Consider the following 21250-nt stretch of genomic DNA (forward strand, 5'->3'; position numbering starts at 1 on the left):
TAAGAAACCCTAAACTTGGCTCAGCAATCTCAAATGACTATGTGATTTCTCGCATGGCCACTTGTGATGCTGATAATCTTGGCGACTATCAGTCCATACTCACAAGCACCCACACGAATTGCTTGATTCAATTTGTTAAAGAGCGGTTGGCTAAGCGCTTTTCGTCTCAACCGAGGCGCGCATTCTACGCTTTCCTCATTTCGTGTCAAGCGTTTATTTTGAAGTATTTTGCGAGAAACCCGTTCAACTTCAAACACTTGACTCGCTGCGACCTCTCGTAGCGGGAGGCGAATCATACAGCGTTACAACCTGCTGTCAACTGCCTTTTTCACCGCTACCGATCTGACGACCGAAGCACTTCCGGAACCTTTCCAAACAATCAACTCTTTGATATTCAAGGAGTTTTTCGTTCCGATGTCGCTGGAAGTGGGGCGCATTATAAGGGGATCTGAAAGCCCGTCAACCTTTTATTTCAGGAATATGAAAAGGACCGCGTCAGGGCTACCAGGTGTTCGCCGAAAGCCTTGCAGCGCCTATAAGATCGAGCGCCGCCCGCGCGGCGCATCGCGGATGAATCCGCTCCTACATCTGTTGCAACGTGGCCATGCCTGATAGGTCATGGTAGTTAGCCTTGTTTGCACGACGCGGTTTTTCGGTGGGCATTGCCGGCGCCCCACCTGGCTTGCGCCCTGCGCCAAGGCTGGCAACCATGGCCTGACAGGTTCGGTACGTTGCAATAAATGTAGGAGCGGATTCATCCGCGATGCGCCGCGCGGGCGGCGCTCGATCTCATAGGCGGCGAATCTCTATCGGCGAACCCCCACCAGCCGTGGAACACGCCGCCACACCGGGGGTATACGCAGCACCAGGAGAAAGACCCCGATAGCGGCATACACCGCCCACTCCTTCAGGTCCGAGCGTACTATCCACAGGAAGTGCAGCAGCCCAAGCCCGAGAATCACATAAACCAGCCGGTGCAGCTTCTTCCACCGCGCCCCAAGGCGCCGCTGGCTATACCGGTTGGACGTGACCGCCAGCGCCAGCAAGCCAAGAAAACCCAATGCACCGACAATGATGTAAGGCCGCTTGCGCAGCTCGACGCCAAACTGCCCCCAGTCCAGCCCCAGGATGAACACCAGGTACGCCGTCAGGTGCAGCACTATATAAGCAAAGCACCACAGCCCCAGCTGGCGCCGTACCACGATCCACCCCGACCACCCCGTCAACCGCTGCAGCGGTGTCATGCTCAGGGTGATCAACAGGAACACCAGTGCACCCAGGCCAAGGCGATCGACCATGATCTTTCCCGGATCCGGGCCGAGCAAACCCATGGCTGCCTCATACAACCACCACACGGGAAACAGGCACCCGATCACGAAGATCGCCAGGCGCAGCCACGGATAGCGCATCAATAGTTCTTCCGCAGATCGAGGCCGGTATACAGCGACGCCACTTCATCGGCATAGCCGTTGAACATCAGCGTATCGCGCACATTGGGGCTGAACAGCCCGCTGGGCAGGCGCCGCTCGCGGGCCTGGGTCCAGCGCGGGTGGTCGACCGTCGGGTTGACGTTGGCATAGAAGCCGTACTCGTCCGGCGCCAAACCCTGCCAGGTAGTCGCAGGCTGCTCGGCCACCAGGCTGATGCGCACGATCGACTTGATGCTCTTGAAGCCGTACTTCCATGGCACCACCAGGCGCAGCGGCGCGCCGTTCTGGTTGGGCAGCTCACGGCCATACATGCCAACCGCCAGAATCGCCAGCGGGTTCATCGCCTCGTCCAGTCGCAAGCCCTCCACATACGGCCAGTCGATCAGGGCGAAGCCGGAGCGCTGCCCAGGCATGCTCTTGGAGTCTTCCAGGGTTTCGAAACGGATATAGCGCGCCTTGGAGGTTGGCTCGACCTGCTTGAGCACCTCGGCCAACGGGAAGCCCAGCCAGGGAATCACCATCGACCAGGCCTCCACGCAGCGCAGGCGATAGACGCGCTCCTCAAGCTGGTAAGGCTTGACGAAATCCTCCAGCGCATAACGCCCGGGCTTGGCCACTTCGCCATCGACCACCAGGCTCCACGGCTCGGTCTTCAGGCTGCCGGCATTGGCCGCCGGGTCGCCCTTGTCGGGCCCGAACTCATAGAAGTTGTTGTAGTGGGTCGCGTCCTTGAACGGCGTGATCGCCTCGCCGCTGACGGTGACCGCCTGCCAGCGCGTGGCGCCGAGCTTGTCGGTGAACCAGCTTGGGGCGCTGCCCGCCTCGACATCGGCATAGCGGGAAACCTCCGCCGCGGCGCCCAATCGGGGCAAGGCGCCCAGGGCTGCACCTGCAAGGCTGGCGCCCAGCAGCTTGCGACGGGAGAGGTAGAAACTTTCGGGGGTGATCTCGGACGACTTGCAGTCGCTGGATCGGGGAAGCTTGATGAGCATGGCGGCTCCACAGTACGGGTCACTGATGTACACGTAAGACTATGGAGCCGGCAGGTTATTCCGCGATTAAATCCTTGTCAGGATTTGCGACGGCGCGCCCGCAACAGAAACTGGATCGGCCCCGATGCAGCATAGGCGAGGAAGATCAGCAGCAGGATGCGCGGCGGATCGCTGAACACCACGGCGAACACCAGCACCACGGCGAGGATCGCGACAAAGGGTACGCGGCCCTTGAGGTCGAGCTCCTTGAAGCTGTTGTACTTGATGTTGCTGACCATCAGCATGCCGGCGGCAGCCACCAGCAAAGCCACCAGGAACGACAGCTTGGAACCCTGGATGCCGTAGTCGCTGAACGCCCAGACGGTACCGGCCACCACGCCGGCCGCCGCCGGGCTGGCCAGGCCGATGAAGTAGCGCTTGTCGGCGGTGCCGACCTGGGTGTTGAAGCGCGCCAGGCGCAGGGCCGCGCCGGCCACATAGATGAAGGCGACCATCCAGCCGACCTTGCCCATGTCGCCCAGGGCCCAGCCGAACGCCAGCAGCGCCGGGGCCACGCCGAAGGCGACCATGTCCGACAGCGAGTCGTACTCGGCACCGAAGGCGCTTTGCGTATTGGTCATGCGCGCCACGCGGCCGTCGAGGCCGTCGAGGACCATGGCGACGAAGATGGCGATGGCGGCGAAGGCGAAGTACTTGCTCGCCTCGCGTGGATCACCCGCGCTCAGGGCGCTCTGCGCGCTCATCGAGCTGATGATGGAATAGAAGCCGGCGAACAGGTTCGCGGTGGTGAACAGGTTGGGCAGCAGATAGATACCGCGGTGACGCACCTTGCGCCCTTCGGCGTCGTGGCCTTCTTCAACGTGCTCATCGACAGGTAGCAGGCTTTCGGCGTCGGAGGGCTTGTTCGGCTCTTCGGGACGTTCGCTCATGAAAAGTACCTTGCAACAGGGTGGAATATGTTCGACATGGGCTCTGCAAAACGGTTCTGACAGCGAGCCACTGGTCGCTTTATACCAGAAGCTGACCGCGCAAACGAAAAAACGCGGCCGAAGCCGCGTTTTTCATTATCGACGCAAGACTCAGTTCTTGGTCTTGTCGACGATCTTGTTGGCCGAGATCCACGGCATCATCGAACGCAGCTGCTCGCCGATGATCTCGATACCGTGGGCGGCGTTGTTGCGACGCTTGGCGGTCATCGAAGGATAGTTGGTGGCGCCTTCGCTGATGAACATCTTCGCGTACTCGCCGTCCTGGATGCGCTTCAGAGCGTTGCGCATGGCCTTGCGGGATTCTTCGTTGATGACTTCAGGGCCGGTGACGTACTCACCGTACTCGGCGTTGTTGGAGATCGAGTAGTTCATGTTGGCGATACCGCCTTCGTACATGAGGTCAACGATCAGCTTCAGCTCGTGCAGGCACTCGAAGTAGGCCATTTCCGGGGCGTAGCCCGCTTCGACCAGGGTTTCGAAACCGGCCTTGACCAGCTCGACAGTACCGCCGCACAGAACGGCCTGCTCACCGAACAGGTCGGTTTCGGTCTCGTCCTTGAAGGTGGTTTCGATGATGCCGGTACGGCCACCGCCAACGCCAGCGGCGTAGGACAGGGCGACGTTCTTGGCGTTGCCCGAGGCGTCCTGGTAGATGGCGATCAGGTCAGGGATGCCGCCACCTTTGACGAACTCGGAGCGCACGGTGTGGCCCGGGGCCTTCGGCGCGATCATGATCACGTCGAGGTCGGCACGCGGAACGACCTGGTTGTAGTGGATCGAGAAACCGTGGGAGAAGGCCAGGGTGGCGCCTTTCTTGATGTTCGGCTCGATCTCGTTCTTGTACAGCTGGCCTTGGAATTCGTCCGGGGTCAGGATCATGACCAGGTCGGCGGCAGCGACGGCGGTGGCCACGTCGGCTACTTTCAGGCCGTGGGCTTCTGCCTTGGCAACGGTCGCCGAGCCTTTACGCAGACCGACGGTAACGTCCACACCGGAGTCCTTCAGGTTGCACGCCTGGGCGTGACCCTGGGAGCCGTAGCCGATGATGGCGACTTTCTTGCCCTGGATGATGGAGAGGTCGCAGTCTTTGTCGTAGAAAACTTTCATGAAAATACCCCTGGTTATATCTCGGCCCCTGTGGAGCCATCGCTATTTTTGAAGTTAGATGCTGAGCACTTTGTCGCCACGGGCAATGCCGGTGACGCCACTGCGCACGGTTTCGAGAATCGATGCGGTGCCGATGGCCTGGATGAAGCTGTCCAGTTTGTCGCTGGTGCCGCTCAGTTGCACGGTGTACACGCTGGCGGTCACGTCGACGATCTGGCCACGGAAGATATCCGTGGTGCGCTTGATCTCGGCGCGCTGGGCACCGGTGGCCTTGACCTTGACCAGCATCAGTTCGCGCTCGATGTGGGCGCTTTCCGACAGGTCGACAAGCTTGACCACTTCGACCAGCTTGTTGAGGTTCTTGGTGATCTGTTCGATCACTTCGTCATGGCCAACGGTGGTCAGCGTCAGACGCGACAGGGTCGGGTCTTCGGTCGGAGCCACGGTCAGGCTTTCAATGTTGTAGTTGCGCTGGGAGAACAGGCCGACCACGCGAGACAAGGCACCGGGTTCGTTTTCCAGCAGCAGGGAGATGATGTGCCGCATGTCAGGTACGCTCCGTCTTGCTCAGCCACATGTCACGCATCGAGCCGTCCTTGATCTGCATCGGATAGACGTGCTCGGTCCGGTCGACCGCGATGTCAATGAACACCAGGCGGTCCTTCATCGCGAAAGCCTCTTCCAGTTTCGGCTTGAGGTCTTTCAGGCTGGTGATGCGAATGCCCACATGGCCATAGGCCTCGGCCAGCTTGACGAAGTCCGGCAGCGACTCGACATAGGAGTGCGAGTGGCGACCGTTGTAGGACATGTCCTGCCATTGGCGAACCATGCCCAGCACACCGTTGTTCAGGTTGACGATCTTCACCGGCAGGCCGTACTGCATGCAGGTGGACAGCTCCTGGATGTTCATCTGGATGCTGCCTTCACCGGTGACGCAAGCCACGTCCTGATCGGGGAAGTTGAGCTTGATGCCCATGGCCGCCGGGAAACCGAAGCCCATGGTGCCCAGGCCACCGGAGTTGATCCAGCGGTTGGGTTTGTTGAAGCGGTAGTACTGCGCCGCGAACATCTGGTGCTGGCCCACGTCGGAGGTGACGAAGGCATCGCCCTTGGTCACTTCGCACAGGGTCTCGATGACCTGTTGCGGCTTGATGATGTTGCCGTCGCCCTTGTCGTAGGGGAACAGCTCACCGTCGCCACGCCATTCGTCGATCTGCTTCCACCAGGCGTCGAGCGCCGCCTTGTCGGGCTGCTCGCCGATTTCCTTGAGGATGCCGAGCATTTCGCTCAATACGCTCTCGACCGGACCGACGATCGGTACGTCGGCCTTGATCATTTTCGAGATCGACGCAGGGTCGATGTCGATGTGGATGATCTTGGCATTCGGGCAGAACTTGGCCGGGCCGTTGACCACGCGGTCGTCGAAACGCACACCGACAGCGAAGATCACGTCGGCGTTGTGCATGGCCAGGTTGGCGGTGTAGCTGCCGTGCATGCCGAGCATGCCGAGGAACTGGCGGTCGGTGCCCGGGTAGCCACCAAGGCCCATGAGGGTGTTGGTGACCGGCAGGTTCAACGACTTGGCGATTTCGGTCAGGGCTTCGGAGCCGCCGCCGAGAATGACGCCGCCGCCGGAGTAGACCACCGGGCGCTTGGCCGCGAGGAGCATTTCGGCTGCCTTGCGGATCTGCCCGGAGTGGCCGCGCAGGGCCGGGCTATAGGAACGCAGCTTGACCTTTTTCGGGTAGATGTACTCGAACTTCTCGGCCGGGTTGGTCATATCTTTTGGAATGTCGACCACGACCGGACCGGGACGGCCGGACTGCGCCAGATAGAAGGCTTTTTTCAGGACTTCGGGGATTTCCGAGGCGTGCTTGACCATGAAGCTGTGCTTCACGATCGGCCGGGAGATACCGATCATGTCGGTTTCCTGGAACGCATCGGTGCCGACCATGGTGCTGGGCACCTGGCCAGACAGGATGACCATCGGGATGGAATCCATGTAGGCGGTGGCAATGCCGGTGATGGCATTGGTCGCGCCTGGGCCGGAAGTCACCAGTACCACACCGGCCTTGCCGGTGGCACGGGCGTAACCGTCCGCCATATGGGTGGCAGCCTGCTCGTGACGAACCAGGATGTGCTGGACTTCCGGTTCCTTGAACAAGGCATCGTAAACATGAAGGAGAGCACCGCCAGGGTACCCGTAGATGTGCTTAACGCCTTCGTCGCGCAAAAAGCGGACGACCATTTCAGCGCCGGATAAGAGCTCCACGTTGTTCACCTCTAAAACGCCAGAATACCGCCCTCACTGAGCGGGTCTTATTAGGTTTACTGCCAAGCAGAGCATGAGCGAACGTCAGCACTGACTGAGCAAGTATTGGGAATACCCTGGTGTGTTGCGGGCCTTCCCACCCAGCGCGAGGTAACGCGTTGCGGGGTGTTACAAGTCGGCGCGGGTGTGCGCCTCATGATCTGCTTAGCGGGTCTGCTTCTGGCAGTCCCTCTACAGCGGAATCTGGATTCTTGTGATTCGGCGCTCACAAGTCAAGAGAAATTATTGCCAATTTTTCATCAAGATGAATTCTCACCACCACTAATGGCGCGAGCAGCAGCAGGAAAAATAAGATTTCCATAAAAAAGGGCCACAATCTGCGGCCCTTGAAGGAAAAACGGTAGAAATCAGGCGGAAGGCGCGATCAATTGGTCGAAAGTTGCGAGCAAACGCCGTAGCTCGCGGCTTTGTTCCGGGCGGTCGACGAACACCGTCTCGGCCATCACCAGAATGCCCGAGGCGTTGGGCAACGGGTGCCCGTGCTCGAGGATCAGCTTCATGCGCGGCAGGAATATCCACTGCAACCACTGTTCGAAGGCCATGCGGTCCACCGCGAACGGTTCCACGCTGGCCAACGCCTCGGCACTGGGGGTGGCGTCGCTCCACCAGCCCTGGACCTTGAGCTCCTGCTCGATCAACAGCAGCTGGTCGGCAATATCGAGAATGCGCTGCTCCATCACAGGTTGACCCGCGCCTTCTGCCGCGCCAGGGCGGCACCTGCGCTGTCACCCTGTTTTTCACGGGCCTGGGCGATGGTGTTCCACAGCTGGGCCTGCAGGTCTGGGCGACCGTTGGCGTAGGTCAGGGCACGGCGCGCCAGTTGCTCGGACTGCGCGGCATCGCCCTGGGACAGACGCACCTGGGCCAGGCGGAACAACACCTGCGGCTCACGCGGGGCAATGCGCTGGGCACGCTCCAGGCTCGACGCGGCGCCGTTGAAGTCGCCGCTGCCCTGCTGCTGCTGGGCAGTGGTGAGCAAGGCCAGCACCGGGCCGTCGAGCTGCTCGTCGGCCGACAAGCCACCACTGGACGCGTTGCCACGCGGAATACCGGTCGGGGCGCTGGTCACCGGCGCCGGGTTGCTCATCGAGGCGATGTCGAACGGTTCGTCGGCAATCGGGTTGGGGTTGGTCGTGATCGGCCCACTGCTGACCGGGCCCGGGGTGATCGGACCGGTGCTGATCGGTGCGGGGCCCGTGCCTGCCGGGAACGACTGGATCGGCGCCCCGCCTGTCCCTTGCGGGATCATCACGGTGACGCCGGAGTCTTCCGGCAATGACTGGGCCTGGCTGCTGCCGCCGCTGGTCGGATAAGCCGACGTGCGGTTGGCCGAGACGCGCTCGCTGTTGGAGACCCGGGTGCTCGAATCGACCACCGGAATATTGCCACGCGGGACGCTGGTACAGCCGTGCAGAACGGTCACTGCCGCCACGGCAGGAATCCACCACTTGTTCACTTCACACCCTCTTCAGAAGCTCGCGCTCAATTCATCCAGCCCTTGACCCAGTCCATCACCTCTTCGGCCGGGTTCTGCTCGCCGCCACAAGCGGCGCCTGCGGGCGGTTCACTGCCACGAATATACGGCATCTGCACCGCTCCCGGACAGCTGCCGTCGGAACCCTGGCCGCTGTAAGGGTCGATCCAGGCCTGCACCACGTTGTCCGGCTGCGGCATATCCAGCGGCAGCGGGTCGGCCTTCTTCATGAAGCTGGTCCACACCTGCAACGCGCCGGTGGCACCGGTGAACGGCGTCTTGCCGTTGTCGTCGCGGCCCAGCCAGACCACCGCCAGCAGGTCCTGGCTGAAACCGGAGAACCAGCTGTCGCGCGAGTCGTTGCTGGTGCCGGTCTTGCCGGCCAGGGTCAGCGAGCTCGGCAGCGTGCTGTACACCGAGCGCCCGGTACCTTCACGCATCACCCGCTGCATGGCGTTCTGCACCAGGTAGATCGAGCCTGGGTCGAAGGTCTGCTGGATCTGGAACGGGTAGCGCTTGAGCGGCTCGCCTTCGGCGGTGAGCACGCTGCGGATGCCGCGCATCGGCGTATTGAAGCCGCCGTTGGCGATGGTCTGGTACATGGTTGCCACCTGCATCGGCGACATGCCGCCGGCGCCCAGCAGCATCGACGGGAACGCCTGCCAGTCGACCTGCACGCCGAGCCGGGCGATGGTCTTGATCACGTTGGGCACGCCCACTTCAAGCCCCAGCTTGGCGGTGGACAGGTTGTAGGAGTTGGCCAGGCCCTGGTACAGATAGATGGTGCCATGTGGGCGGCGGTCGTAGTTCTGCGGCCGCCATACCTGGCCATCGGCGCCTTTGACCGAGAACGGCTCGTCATGCACCCAGCTGGTGAGGGTGAACTTGCTCGGCTGTTCCAGCGCGGTCAGGTAGACCGCCGGCTTGACCAGCGAACCGATCGGCCGCACTGCATCGATGGCGCGGTTGAAACCGGCGAAGCCCGACTGACGGCTACCGATCAGCGCCTGCACCTCACCGGTTTCCGGGTTGGTGACGACCATCGCCGACTCGACTTCGTCGGCGCCCTTGCGCCCGGCCAGGCGTTTGAAGGTCTCGCTCATGGCGGTTTCGGCCTTCATCTGCAGGATCGGGTCGAAACTGGTGAAGATGCGCAGGCCTTCTTCGGTCAAGTCTTCGTCGCGGTAATCCTGGCGCAGCTGACGCTTGACCAGGTCGAGGAAGGCCGGGAACGAGCTGTCGGCCAGGCTGCCGCGCTTGGTCACGCCCAGGGGCATCTTCTTGGCCGCGTCGACCACGTCCTGAGGGGCCACGCCTTGCTCGGCGAGCAGGTCGAGCACCAGGTTGCGCCGTTGCAGGGCGCGCTCGGGGTGGCGGCGCGGGTTGTAGTATGACGGGCCCTTGACCATGCCCACCAGCAGGGCGATCTGGTGCAGCTTGAGCTCCTGCAGCGGCTGGCTGAAGAAGAACTGGCTGGCCAGACCGAAGCCGTGCACCGCGCGCTGGCCGTCCTGTCCGATGAACACTTCGTTCAGGTAGGCCTCGAGGATCTCGTGCTTGTCGTAGTGCACTTCCAGGAGCAGCGACATCATCGCTTCGGTCAGCTTGCGGCTGAGACTGCGCTCGTTGGTGAGAAAGAAGTTCTTCACCAACTGCTGAGTCAGGGTACTGCCGCCCTGGCGCATGGCGCCGGACGAAGTGTTGACCCACACCGCGCGGGCGATGGACTTGGGCGACACGCCGAAGTGGCTGTAGAAGTCGCGGTCCTCGGTGGCGATCAGGGTTTCCACCAGATACGGCGGCACCTGATCGATCTTGATCAGGATGCGGTCTTCGAGGTTCTTCGGGTAGATGCCGCCAATCATCAGCGGCTCAAGGCGCACCACGTCGAGCTTGCCGCCGTTGGCACCACTGAGGCCCGCGACATAATCGCCGGAGAAGCGCACGCGCACGAACTGCGCCGGCTCCATGCCCTCGTAGAACTGGAAGCCACGGGTATTGAGGTCGACGGTATTGCCGTTGACCGACGCCGCCCCCGGGCCGTTGGCCGCGCTTTCCCGACGGTAGCCGAGGGCATCGAGCTCGGTGAGGAAGTCGTTGCGGCTCAGCTTCTGGCCGACGAACAGCTCCAGCGGCCGGGCATACACCTTGGCCGGGATGGTCCAGCGCTTGCCGGAGAACTTCTCCTGGACAGTGGCGTCGAGGTAGACCGCGAAGCCGGCGATCAGTACCAGGCCGACCAGGCTGAGCTTGAGCGCCCAGCCCAGCCAGGCACGGGCACGGCCGGTCGGGCGTTTTTTAGGAGTGCGGGAATTTCGGGTACGAGTCATGGCGGCGGATTATACGCACTTTGGAAAAGGGAGGCAGACGCCCCTCGGCGGTTTGCAGGGACGGCACCATTGACCATAATGTTCGATTCGAATTCCCTGACCCCTGAAGGATGATCCGTGAGCCAAGCCCTGATCAGCGCGCTACAGAACCCCGCCCTCTATCCGCACCCTGTCGCGGGCTTCGAGCTCATCGAGACGCATATCTCCTGGGTCCTGCTTACCGGCGAGTTTGCCTACAAGATCAAGAAACCGATGAACTTCGGCTTCCTCGACTTCACCGGCCTCGACCAGCGCGGGCATTTTTGTAATGAAGAGCTGCGCCTGAACCAGCGCCTGACCGAAGGTCTGTACCTGGAAGTGCTGCCGATCACCGGTAGCGTCGAAGCGCCGCAGATCGACGGCGAAGGCCCGGCGATCGAATACGCGCTGAAGATGCGCCAGTTCCCCCAGGGCCAGATGCTCAGCACCCTGCAGGCCAACGGCGAGCTGAACGCCGGCCATATCGACCAGATGGCCCGGCAGATCGCCGAGTTCCACCTGCAGGCGCCCAAGGTGCCGGTCGAACACCCCCTGGGCACCCCGGACGCGGTGATGGCACCGGTGGAGCAGAACTTCGAACAGATCCGCCCGTTCCTCAGCGACAAGGCCGACCTGCAGCAACTGGACGCACTGCAAGCCTGGGCCCAGGACAGCTTCAAGCGCCTGCACGGCCTGCTCGAAGCGCGCAAGGCCAATGGCTTCATCCGCGAATGCCACGGTGACATCCACCTGGGCAACGCCACCCTGATCGACGGCCAGGTGGTGATCTTCGACTGCATCGAGTTCAACGAGCCCTTCCGCCTGACCGACGTCTACGCCGACGTCGGCTTCCTGGCCATGGACCTCGAGGACCGCGGCCTGAAGTGCCTGTCGCGGCGCTTCATCAGCCAGTACCTGGAGCTGACCGGCGACTACCAGGGCCTGGAACTGCTGAATTTCTACAAGGCCTACCGCGCCCTGGTGCGGGCCAAGGTCGCGCTGTTCAGCATGCCGGCCGAGGCCGATGGCGTGCAGCGCGCCACCACCCTGCGCACCTACCGCAACTATGCCAACCTGGCCGAGAGCTACAGCGCCATCCCTTCGCGCCTGCTGGCCATCACCCAGGGCGTCTCGGCGGTGGGCAAGAGCCACGTGGCGATGCGCCTGGTCGAGGCGCTCGGCGCAGTGCGCGTGCGCTCGGACGTCGAGCGCAAGCGCCTGTTCGGCAAGCAATCGGCGGCCGATGCTGGTCATCTGGAGGCCGGCATCTACGACAAGCAGGCCAGCGTTGCCACCTACCAGCGCCTGCACGAGCTGGCAGCGATCATCCTGCACGCCGGGTTCCCGGTGGTACTCGACGCCACCTACCTCAAGCATGAGCAGCGCAAGGCAGCGGCCGAGGTCGCCAGCGAGACCGGCGTGCCGTTCCTGATCCTCGACTGCCAAGCCCCGGACGCGGTGATCGCCAGCTGGCTGGCGCAACGCCAGGCCGAGGCCGTCGACCCGTCGGACGCCACCCTGGAGGTGGTCAAGGCGCAACAGGCCAGCCGCGATCCACTGGATGCCGAGGAACTGGCGCAAAGCACCCGCGTCGACACCCAGGACGCCAACAACATGAACAAGGTGATCGAGCAGATTCGCCAACGCCTGCCCGGCCTCTGACCCGCCAGGCGTGAAGCAGTCGACAGTTCACGCCTGAAGTCCGGTGCCCCTCCAGTGATGGCATTACAATATCATCACACCCCACGGAGGAGGCGCCGCCATGAATCAACCCCGTCAGCTGGACAACGTACTGTTTGCGATGATCCGCGACGAGAAGATCGCGGCGTTCAACCGCGAGAAGCCCACCGACTCGCTCATCGACTTTCGCGGCGGTGATTTCCGTGGCCTGGACCTGCGCGACCTGGATGTGCGTGGCATCGACTTCACCGATGCCTACTTCCGCGCCGCCGACCTGCGTGGGCTGGACCTGCGGGAAAATGGCCTGGAAGGGGCGAGCCTGGCGCATGCGCAAATCTCCGGGACGTATTTCCCGGCCGAGCTGAGTGCCGACGAGATCCTGATGTCGGTGAAGTTCGGGACGCGGATGCGTTATCGCAGCCCACGCCACGGGTAAGCGTCTGGCCTGCACAAGGCTGTGGCCACAAGCCTTGCGGGAACGGATACACGTGGGAGCGGGCTTGCCCCGCGATAGCATCAGCCCCTGCGATCGCCGTCGTGGGGCCAGCCCGCTCCCACGTTTGCCCGCTCCCGTTCAGCCAGAACGCTACATCCCGTCGGCCCCGATGGCAAAAGGCCGCGTAATCCACAACCCCCGCTACACTCCTCATTGACCTGCTCGCGATTTATCCCCACGACCCGTTCAGCCATCGCCAGGAGGCTCGATGAACGATGAATTGCAGCATCTGAAAAACCTTGGCAAGACCTCCGCGCAATGGCTGCATGCTGTCGGCATCCACAGTGCATCGGACCTGCGCCGACTTGGCGCGGTGGGTGCCTATCAGGCCGTGAGAACGCGAGGGTTCCGGGCTTCGAAGGTGTTGTTGTATGCCATCGAGGGCGCCCTGCTGGACATGCACTGGAATGACCTGCCGGTCGAACGCAAGCAGGCGTTGAACCAGCAGCTCGATGCCAAGTGCCCAGCCCAATCACAAAAGAACGAAAAATAATTGTGCAAAGACATTGACTACGAAATGAGAATCGTTATGATTATCACAACTGGTCGCGAGACCGGTTGGGTAACCTGAATGCTCCCTGGTTCGGACGCTCAGATTATCTCCTCATCAGGCTAATCACGGTTATTGACCCGGCTTTTTGCCGGGTCTTTTTTTGCCTGCGATTCAGTGGCCCTTGCGCAGCTGGGCGCAGTAGTCCTGCTCCGGTGTCGCCGGGGTGTACCAGACGAAGTCCGCCATGGCCGGCTCGACCGTTTCCCCCACTTCCGCCAGCAACAGCACCTTGTCCTCGGGCTTGGCGTCCAGGTCGGCCAGGTGCAGCGGCACGCCGAGATCCTTGCGCGCATGGTAGCTGCCAGTGAGCAACAGCGCCGGCTGCGGCGCGGCCAGCAAGCGCTCGGCGATGCGCCGGTCACGCTGCTGCTGCACCGCCAGCATCGCCGGTAGCTGGCTTTCCGGCAGCAGGTTGCAGTGGCCGGCACGCACCTGTGCCAGCAACGCCTGCACCACTGCCGGCGCATTGGAGCGCTCGCCCGGAGGTGGCGCCGGTTGGCGATAGGCTTGGCGGATTTCATCGGGCGACAGGTTCGCCGCCAGTAGCGGGTATGGCTGGCCAAGGGCCTCGCGCACGATAGGCCCGTACAGCGCCCAATCCCAGCCGGGTTGCCAGGCGAGCGCCTTCGGTAGGTCTGCTGCAGGCGTTACCTTGCCCTTCTGCGCATCGACCAGCGCCTGCTGTTGCGGCTCAAGCATTTCCAGCAGCAGGCTGCCCTGCGCGCGGCGGCTCTCCAGGGCGCGCAGCAACCAGAGCTGCAAGCGGTGGTGGTCGGGGTTGTCGTGCTTTTCACCCACCAGCACGCGTGGCGCATCGGCCAGGCGCTGGACCAACTGCCCAGGGCTCAATGCCTGGCCGGTGGACAACTCGATGATCTGCCCCAACTGGACGTTGTCGCGGCCTTCGGCCCCCTGCCAGGCAGGCACGGGTGGCAGGCTCGCCTGGCAACCGCCGAGCGCCAGCGCCAGGCAGATGGACAAGCCGGACAGCAAAGGATGGCGCATGGCGAATGGCTCCTAGCGAGTGATGATCAACGGATGGCCGCGCTCCGGGTGAGGTTGCACCAGGACGTCAATGCCGAACACCGCCCGCAGCGCCGTCGGTGTCAGCACTTGTTGCGGTGTGCCCAGTGCATGGCTGCGGCCCTGCTCCAACAAGAGAATATGGTCACAGTAGCGCGCCGCCAGGTTCAGGTCATGCAGGATCACCAGCACCGACGCGCCACGGTCGGCGAAACTGCGTACCGCCTGCAGCGTGGTGTGCTGATGCAGCGGGTCCAGCGCAGAAGTGGGTTCATCCAGCAACAGCGTGGTGCCGGGCTCGCCCGGCCACAGCTGGGCCAGCACCCGCGCCAGGTGCACGCGCTGCCGTTCCCCACCGGACAGCGCCAGGTAGCTGCGCTCGACCAGGTGCTGGGCATCCGCCGCCTCCAGCGCCGCCTCGATGATTTCCCGGTCGCGCTGACGGCCGCTGGCATGGGGCAGGCGGCCGAGGCCGACCACTTCCGCGACACTGAAGGCAAAGCCAAGGCTGGACACCTGTGGCAATACCGCCAGGCGTTGCGCCCGCGCCTGGCCCGACCAGGCGTCCAGTCCGCGCCCATCGAGCTGCACGCGCCCGGCGCTGGGCGCCAGTTCGCCACACAGCACGCCGAGCAGGCTGCTCTTGCCGGCGCCATTGGGCCCGAGCACACCGAGCACCTGCCCTGGCCGCAACGTGAGGTTGATGTCGTGCAGCACCTGGCTGCCACCACGTTTGAGAGACAGCCCTTGGACGTCGAGCATCAGTTGCGCACCTTCACCAGCAGGAACAGGAAGAATGGCGCCCCGATAAAGGCGGTGACGATGCCGATCGGCAACTCTGCCGGGGCCAGGGCCAGGCGCGCGACCAGGTCGGCGAACAGTAGCAAGGTACCGCCCGCCAGCAACGAGGCCGGCAGCAGCACCCGATGATCCGGCCCCGCCACCAGCCGCACCAGGTGCGGCACCACCAGGCCGATGAAGCCGATCAGACCGGCGGCGGCAACCGCCGCCCCTACGCCGAGCGCGGTGCAGAACACCAGCTCGCGCTTGAGCTTTTCCACCTCGATGCCAAGGTGCCGCGCCTCCGACTCGCCTAGCAGCAACGCGTTGAGCGCCTGCGCCCGGCGCGGCAGCCACAAGGCCACGGCCGCCGCCACCAGCAGCAAGGGCCACAGTCGCTCGTAGCTGGCGCCGTTGAGGCTGCCCAGGTTCCAGAAGGTCAGGGTACGCAAAGTGGCGTCGTCGGCCAGGTAAGTGAACAGGCCCACCGCCGAGCCGCCCAGCGCGGTCATCGCGATACCGGCCAGGAGCATGGTCGCCACGTTGGTCTGGCCGTCGCGGCGCCCCAGGCGATAGACCATCGCCGTTACGCCCAGGCCACCGACGAAGGCACACAACGACAACAGGTAAGGCGCAAACCAGTCAGGAATGCCGCCCAGCCAGCTGCCACCGACGATCGCCACCGCAGCCCCCAGGGCGGCGCCGCTGGCGACACCGACCAGCCCCGGATCGGCCAGCGGGTTGCGGAACAACCCCTGCATCGCCACGCCGGACAATGCCAGCACGGCGCCGACCGCCAGACCCAGCAGGGTTCGCGGCAGGCGGATCTGGCCGAGGATCATCTCGGCCTGCTCCAGGCCCTCGCCACTGACCGGCAACCCGACCAGGCGCAGGCCGGCGCGCAGGGTATCGAACAGCGGCAGGCTGACCGGCCCCAGCGCCAGCGACAGCCACACCGCCAGCAGGCACAACAAGGCCAGGGTAATGAACAACGTACGTGGACGAACCCGCGGCATCATGGATTGAGGCTGGCCTTGGCGGCGGGATAGAAGCTGGCTGCCAGCTCATGCAGGGTGGCCGGCAGGCGCGGGCCGAGGCCGCCGACCAGCAACGTCGGGTCGAGCGACAGCAGGCGCTTGTCGCGCACCGCGCGGGACGTCGCCAGGGCCGGGTTTTCCTTGATCAGTGCCTGCAAGGCCTGTTCACCGCTGAGGGCACGGTCAGAGAACACCACCACGTCCGGATTCAGCGCGGCGAGGGCTTCCACCGAGAAGTTCTTGTAGCCCTGGTGATCGGCAAGATTGCGCCCACCCGCCTGGCGCAGCACCCAGTCCCCGGCAGTGCCCTGCCCGGCGATCATCGGCTTGGCGCCGGCATGCCCGACCAGCAGCAACACCCCAGGCGCCTTCTGCCCGGCCTGGGCCTGCTCGACCTGTTTGTGCAACGCCTCCAGTTGCTGGCGGTAATCGGCGGCCAACGTCTTGGCCTTGTGCTCGTCGCCGAGCAATGCCCCCAGGTGCTTGAGGTTCTCGTCAACCGCGCCCACTTCGGCCTTGCTGGAGAACAGCTCGACCCGCACCCCGGCCTTGCGGATCTGCGCCAGCACCGGCGGTGGCCCCATTTCCTCGGTGCCCACCAGCACGTCAGGACGCAGGCTGAGGATGCCTTCGGCCGATAACTGGCGCTGGTAACCGATGCTGGGCAGCGCCTTGAGCGACTCGGGGTGCTGGCTGGTGGTATCGACGCCGACCAGGCGCTGCTCACCGCCCAAAGCGCTGATCCACTCACTCAAGGCTCCGCCGGCGCTCACCCAGCGCTGTGGCAGCTCGGCGGCCATGGTGTGGGTAGACAGGGCAAGACCGGCGCACAGGGCAATCAAGGCAGCGGGACGGCGCATCATCGGATTCCTTTGCAGAGGGCGGGCAGCACACCTTGTGGCGGGCGGCACAAGTGCGCACCATAGACAGCCTGGCGCGACGAATGCGGGCAATTTGATAATTATTCGCATTGAAGCGTCAAGCCATCCCTTTGTCACACGGCTTAACCGGAAGACTCCGCTGCGATGCATTTTCTCTGCGCCTCCAATGACCTCGCCGAGGGCCACAGCCGCGCCTTCAGCGTAGCCGGCATAGCGCTGTTCGGCGTGCGCCGCCAGGGCACGGTCCACCTCTACCGCAACCGCTGCCCGCACCGGGGCATCCCGCTGAACTGGGCGGCGGACAGCTTTCTCGATGACAGCGCGAGCCTGATCCAGTGCGCCCATCACGGGGCCCAGTTCCTGATAGAAAGCGGCGAATGCATTACTGGCCCCTGCGCGGGCGACTGGCTGGAGGCCCTGGACTGCCGGGAAGACAGCCAGGGCATCTGGTTCACGGATTGAGCAATACCGGCAGTGGCCGGTCGATGACCAGTTGTTGGGCATCCAGGCGCGTGCCATAAGCCAACACCTCGACACCTTCCGCCACCGCGGCGCGCAGTGCCTGGGCGTAGGCGGCGTCGATCTCCTGGGCCGGGCGCACGGCCTCGATGCCGGTCAGATTCACGCAATACAGCTGCACCGCGCGGATGCCCTGGCGTGCCAGGGCGGCCAGCTCGCGCAGGTGCTTGGCGCCGCGCTGGGTGACGGCGTCAGGGAACGCCGCCACGGCGGTATCGGGGTAACCAAGGGTCACGCTCTTGACCTCGACATAGGCTTTGTCGCCATTGGCGAACTCCAGGTAGAAGTCGATACGGCTACGTTCCTCGCCATACGCCACTTCACGCTTGAGCGTGGTGAACCCGGCAAGCTCCGTGATCACCCCGGCCCGCAGCGCTTCCTCCACCACCGCATTGGCGCGCCCGGTGTTGACACAGGCCAGCCGCCCCTGGGGCGTTTCGCTGATCTCCCAGGTACCGGGCAGCTTGCGCTTGGGATCGCTGGAGCGGCTGAACCAGACCTGCCCGCCCTCGCGCATGCAATTGAGCATGGAGCCAGTGTTGGGGCAGTGAATGGTCAACTGCTCGCCAGTTGCCAGCTCGATGTCGGCCAGGAAGCGTTTATAGCGGCGTAGCAGTCGCGCCTGTTCCAGTTGCGGAAACAGCATCCGTCAGCCCTGCCAGCTTTTCAGGCCACGGGCGATGCGCTGCACCGCCTCCTCCAGACGTGGCAGGTTCTGGGTGTAGGCAAAGCGCACGTGGTGGCCGGCCTGGTAACGACCGAAGTCCAGCCCCGGGGTGAATGCCAGGTGCTCGGTTTCGAGGAAGTGCCTGCAGAACGCGAAGGCATCGCCGCCGAACGCGCTGATATCGGCGTACAGATAGAAGGCGCCTTGCGGCTCCACGGCGATGCCGAAGCCCAACTCGCGCAACGCCGGCAACAGGTAGTCGCGGCGGCGGGCAAACTCGGCGCGGCGCTCCTCGAGGATGGCCAGGGTTTGCGGCTCGAAGCAGGCCAGTGCGGCATGCTGGGCCATGCTCGGAGCACTGATGTAGAGGTTCTGCGCCAGCTTTTCCAGGTCCGCCACCGCCGACGGCGGCGCCACCAGCCAGCCCAGGCGCCAGCCGGTCATGCCAAAATATTTGGAAAAACTGTTCAGGACAAAGGCCTCATCGTCGACTTCCAGCACGCTTGGCGCATCCATGCCGTAGGTGAGGCCGTGGTAGATCTCGTCCACCACCAGATGCCCATTGCGCTCGCGGGTAGCCTTGGAAAGGCTGGCCAGCTCGTTACGGTCGAGCACCGTGCCGGTCGGGTTGGCCGGCGACGCCACCAGGGCACCTACCGTGTCCTTGTCCCAGTGACGCTCGACCAGATCGGCGGTCAGCTGGTAATTGACCTCCGGCCCCACCGGCACCAGCTGCGCGCCGCCTTCGACCAGGCGCAGGAAGTGGCGGTTGCACGGGTAGCCCGGATCGGCCAGCAGCCAGTGCTTGCCCGGATCGACCAGCAGGCTGCTGGCCAGCAGCAGCGCGCCGGAACCGCCTGGGGTGATGAGCACGCGCTCGGGGTCGAGGTCCACACCGTAGCGTTGGCCATAGAACCCGGCAATCGCTTCACGCAGTTGCGGCAGCCCGCGGGCTGCGGTGTAACGGGTGTGACCATCGGCCAGTGCCCGCTGGCCCGCGGCGACGATCGGCGCGGCGGTGGTGAAGTCCGGCTCGCCGATCTCCAGGTGGATCACGTCATGGCCCGCAGCCTGCAGCTCGTTGGCGCGCGCCAGCAGGGCCATCACGTGGAAGGGTTCGATGGCGCGACTGCGCGCACTGTGTGGCTGAGCCATGGGCCTTCTCTCAATTGGGTCTAAACTGGTGATTCTACCTGTGCACCGCAGCGAACGTGCCGCCCGCCCTGCTGTCAATAGCAGGCATAGGGCGGGGTAGCGCACCCCGGATCTATCTGGTAAGTTCGGCGGCTCGCAGTCGCAGGGCCGGCGGGTGCCGGCGATGGAAGCAAGCCTGCGCATTGGATCAGATGAGTGAGAGGCGGTCTATTCATGTCCACCGTAGAAAAGCAAAAAACCAGTCAGTCCATGTACGGTGTAGAGCCCTATAAAGAAACCAAGGGCGAAGAGTACATGGGGGAGCCCATGCGCAAGCACTTCACCAAGCTTCTGGGAGCATGGAAGCTTGAGTTGATGACGAGCGTGGACCAGACCGTGACGCACATGAAGGACGAGGCAGCCAACTTCCCAGACCCGGCTGACCGTGCCAGCCAGGAAGAAGAGTTCGCCCTGGAACTGCGCAACCGCGATCGTGAGCGTAAGCTGATCAAGAAGATCGACAAGACCCTGCAGAAGATTCAGGACGAAGAGTACGGCTGGTGCGACTCCTGTGGCATCGAGATCGGCCTGCGTCGCCTCGAAGCCCGTCCGACCGCCGACCTGTGCTTCGACTGCAAGGAAATTGCCGAGAAGAAGGAAAAGACTGTCGGTAAAGGCTGATTCCAGAACCTCGCAGACGGGGCGTACTGGTTGTGGAGGCGGGCTTGCCCGCTCCTGCAATCGGTACGCCCCGTCTTCATTTATATAGCTGTGCAATCCATGAACGACTCCCGCTACATCGGCCGCTTCGCCCCCACCCCCAGCGGCTTTCTGCACTTCGGCTCGCTGGTGGCCGCCCTCGCCTCCTGGCTCGACGCCCGCGCGGTCGATGGCCGCTGGTTACTGCGCATGGAAGACACCGACCCGCCCCGGGAAATGCCTGGGGCACGCGATGCGATCCTGCAGACCTTGGAGCGCTACGGCCTGGAATGGGACGGCGAAGTGGTGTTCCAGAGCCAGCGCCACGAGGCCTATGCCGCCGTGGTCGACCGTTTGTTCAGCATGGGCCTGGCCTATGCCTGCACCTGTTCGCGCAAGCAACTGGAAGGGTACGACGGTATCTACCCAGGCTTTTGCCGTAACGCCGGGCATCCCCGGCAAGACGCGGCCATTCGCCTGCGCGTGCCGGAACTGATCTACCGCTTCACGGATCGCGTCCAGGGTACGTTCGAACAGCACCTGGGGCGCGAGGTGGGCGACTTCGTCATCCAGCGCCGCGACGGGCTCTATGCCTACCAGTTGGCGGTGATACTGGACGATGCGTGGCAGGGCGTCACCGACATCGTGCGCGGCGCCGACCTGCTGGACAACACGCCCCGCCAGTTGTACCTGCAGGAGCTGCTGGGGTTCTCGCAGCCGCGTTACCTGCACATTCCATTGATCGTGCAGCCCGACGGGCACAAGCTGGGCAAGTCGTATCGCTCGCCGCCACTTGAGGCGGACCAGGCGACGCCGTTGCTGCTGCGAGCATTGCGGGCATTGGGGCAGCAGACCGATCCGGCACTGGCGGGGGCCAGCCCGGCCGAGGTGCTGGCGGTGGCGCGCCAGCAGTGGCGGCCGGAGCACATTGCGCGGCAGATGACGGTGCCCGAGGCTGATTTGCGCTGAGGCAGTAGCTGCCCTATCGCGGGGCAAGCCCGCTCCCACGCAATCCACTTCGCGGGCTTGCCCTGCGATAGGGCCAGAACAAGCAAAACCAGGCTCAAAAGCCCAACAAATTCAAACCCTTGGCTAACAGCCCCGATTCC

The 21250-nt window shown here is 63.7% G+C and carries 21 protein-coding genes; 6 read left to right on the forward strand and 15 right to left on the reverse strand.

What is annotated here, in order from left to right:
* Positions 1–806 precede the first annotated feature (806 nt).
* The 9 genes from msrQ to mrcB all read right to left on the reverse strand — a co-directional run bounded on the left by msrQ (position 807) and on the right by mrcB (position 10654).
* Positions 807–1409, reverse strand: coding sequence for a protein-methionine-sulfoxide reductase heme-binding subunit MsrQ (msrQ, locus tag ACVWY1_RS12800; RefSeq protein ID WP_457378369.1), 603 nt, complete (start codon positions 1407–1409; stop codon positions 807–809).
* Positions 1409–2422 (reverse strand): protein-methionine-sulfoxide reductase catalytic subunit MsrP, encoded by a 1014-nt coding sequence (gene msrP / locus ACVWY1_RS12805; protein WP_457378370.1) that lies wholly within the window; start codon positions 2420–2422, stop codon positions 1409–1411. Before msrP ends, msrQ begins: the two co-directional genes overlap by 1 nt.
* 77 nt (positions 2423–2499) lie before the next feature.
* Positions 2500–3351, reverse strand: a complete 852-nt coding sequence (gene pssA / locus ACVWY1_RS12810; protein WP_028691215.1) for a CDP-diacylglycerol--serine O-phosphatidyltransferase — start codon at positions 3349–3351, stop codon at positions 2500–2502.
* Between the two features lie 150 nt (positions 3352–3501).
* Positions 3502–4518: a ketol-acid reductoisomerase gene (ilvC, locus tag ACVWY1_RS12815; protein WP_027917653.1), complete on the reverse strand. Its 1017-nt coding sequence runs from the start codon at positions 4516–4518 to the stop codon at positions 3502–3504.
* Between the two features lie 54 nt (positions 4519–4572).
* Positions 4573–5064 carry an acetolactate synthase small subunit gene (gene ilvN / locus ACVWY1_RS12820; protein WP_003250040.1) on the reverse strand — a complete coding sequence of 164 codons (492 nt, stop codon included), beginning with the start codon at positions 5062–5064 and terminating at the stop codon, positions 4573–4575.
* Between the two features lies 1 nt (position 5065).
* A complete protein-coding gene (locus tag ACVWY1_RS12825; protein WP_102683220.1) occupies positions 5066–6790 on the reverse strand; it encodes an acetolactate synthase 3 large subunit in 1725 nt (574 codons plus the stop codon).
* 407 nt (positions 6791–7197) lie between these two features.
* A complete protein-coding gene (locus ACVWY1_RS12830) occupies positions 7198–7530 on the reverse strand; it encodes a YqcC family protein (RefSeq protein WP_102683217.1) in 333 nt (110 codons plus the stop codon).
* Complete coding sequence (locus ACVWY1_RS12835) at positions 7527–8306, reverse strand: tetratricopeptide repeat protein (protein ID WP_102683216.1); 780 nt, start codon at positions 8304–8306, stop codon at positions 7527–7529. Before ACVWY1_RS12835 ends, ACVWY1_RS12830 begins: the two co-directional genes overlap by 4 nt.
* A 26-nt stretch (positions 8307–8332) precedes the next feature.
* Positions 8333–10654, reverse strand: coding sequence for a penicillin-binding protein 1B (gene mrcB / locus ACVWY1_RS12840; RefSeq protein ID WP_457378371.1), 2322 nt, complete (start codon positions 10652–10654; stop codon positions 8333–8335).
* A 117-nt stretch (positions 10655–10771) separates the two neighbouring features.
* On the opposite strand from mrcB, the gene ACVWY1_RS12845 reads away from it, so the two are divergent.
* The 3 genes from ACVWY1_RS12845 to ACVWY1_RS12855 all read left to right on the forward strand — a co-directional run bounded on the left by ACVWY1_RS12845 (position 10772) and on the right by ACVWY1_RS12855 (position 13341).
* Entirely contained in the window at positions 10772–12334 is a 1563-nt protein-coding gene (locus tag ACVWY1_RS12845) for a bifunctional aminoglycoside phosphotransferase/ATP-binding protein (protein ID WP_102683214.1), read from the forward strand.
* A gap of 100 nt (positions 12335–12434) precedes the next feature.
* Entirely contained in the window at positions 12435–12788 is a 354-nt protein-coding gene (locus ACVWY1_RS12850; RefSeq protein WP_102683213.1) for a pentapeptide repeat-containing protein, read from the forward strand.
* Positions 12789–13056: 268 nt separating this feature from the next.
* Positions 13057–13341, forward strand: coding sequence for a TfoX/Sxy family protein (locus ACVWY1_RS12855; protein WP_046854091.1), 285 nt, complete (start codon positions 13057–13059; stop codon positions 13339–13341).
* A gap of 171 nt (positions 13342–13512) precedes the next feature.
* Here the strand turns inward: ACVWY1_RS12855 and ACVWY1_RS12860 are convergent, their stop codons facing one another.
* Genes ACVWY1_RS12860 through ACVWY1_RS12875 form a run of 4 tightly spaced genes read right to left on the reverse strand, consistent with a single transcriptional unit; the run spans position 13513 to position 17104 of the window.
* Entirely contained in the window at positions 13513–14406 is an 894-nt protein-coding gene (locus ACVWY1_RS12860; protein WP_457378372.1) for a ChaN family lipoprotein, read from the reverse strand.
* A gap of 12 nt (positions 14407–14418) precedes the next feature.
* Positions 14419–15186, reverse strand: coding sequence for a heme ABC transporter ATP-binding protein (locus ACVWY1_RS12865; RefSeq protein WP_457378373.1), 768 nt, complete (start codon positions 15184–15186; stop codon positions 14419–14421).
* The gene (locus tag ACVWY1_RS12870; protein ID WP_172670917.1) at positions 15186–16169 is read right to left on the reverse strand and encodes a FecCD family ABC transporter permease; all 984 of its coding nucleotides are present in this window, start codon (positions 16167–16169) and stop codon (positions 15186–15188) included. The genes ACVWY1_RS12865 and ACVWY1_RS12870 overlap by 1 nt, the downstream gene beginning before the upstream one ends.
* Positions 16170–16219: 50 nt before the next feature.
* On the reverse strand, positions 16220–17104 hold the full coding sequence (locus tag ACVWY1_RS12875; protein ID WP_267302379.1) for a heme/hemin ABC transporter substrate-binding protein: 885 nt from the start codon (positions 17102–17104) through the stop codon (positions 16220–16222).
* A 162-nt stretch (positions 17105–17266) separates the two neighbouring features.
* Here ACVWY1_RS12875 and ACVWY1_RS12880 point away from each other — a divergent pair, with 162 nt between their 5' ends.
* Positions 17267–17584 (forward strand): Rieske (2Fe-2S) protein, encoded by a 318-nt coding sequence (locus tag ACVWY1_RS12880; protein WP_457378374.1) that lies wholly within the window; start codon positions 17267–17269, stop codon positions 17582–17584.
* On the opposite strand, the gene sfsA is transcribed toward ACVWY1_RS12880, so the two are convergent.
* Both sfsA and ACVWY1_RS12890 read right to left on the reverse strand, forming a co-directional pair.
* Positions 17574–18287 carry a DNA/RNA nuclease SfsA gene (gene sfsA / locus ACVWY1_RS12885; RefSeq protein WP_457378375.1) on the reverse strand — a complete coding sequence of 238 codons (714 nt, stop codon included), beginning with the start codon at positions 18285–18287 and terminating at the stop codon, positions 17574–17576. The two genes, ACVWY1_RS12880 and sfsA, sit on opposite strands and share 11 nt — an antisense overlap.
* Positions 18288–18290: 3 nt before the next feature.
* Positions 18291–19463: a pyridoxal phosphate-dependent aminotransferase gene (locus ACVWY1_RS12890; protein WP_457378376.1), complete on the reverse strand. Its 1173-nt coding sequence runs from the start codon at positions 19461–19463 to the stop codon at positions 18291–18293.
* 213 nt (positions 19464–19676) lie between these two features.
* On the opposite strand from ACVWY1_RS12890, the gene dksA reads away from it, so the two are divergent.
* Together dksA and gluQRS are read left to right on the forward strand one after the other, a co-directional pair.
* Positions 19677–20123, forward strand: a complete 447-nt coding sequence (gene dksA / locus ACVWY1_RS12895) for an RNA polymerase-binding protein DksA (protein ID WP_046854085.1) — start codon at positions 19677–19679, stop codon at positions 20121–20123.
* A gap of 99 nt (positions 20124–20222) precedes the next feature.
* The gene (gene gluQRS / locus ACVWY1_RS12900; protein ID WP_277502136.1) at positions 20223–21110 is read left to right on the forward strand and encodes a tRNA glutamyl-Q(34) synthetase GluQRS; all 888 of its coding nucleotides are present in this window, start codon (positions 20223–20225) and stop codon (positions 21108–21110) included.
* Positions 21111–21250 lie beyond the last annotated feature (140 nt).

It is taken from the genome of Pseudomonas sp. TE6288 (genome assembly GCF_054062095.1).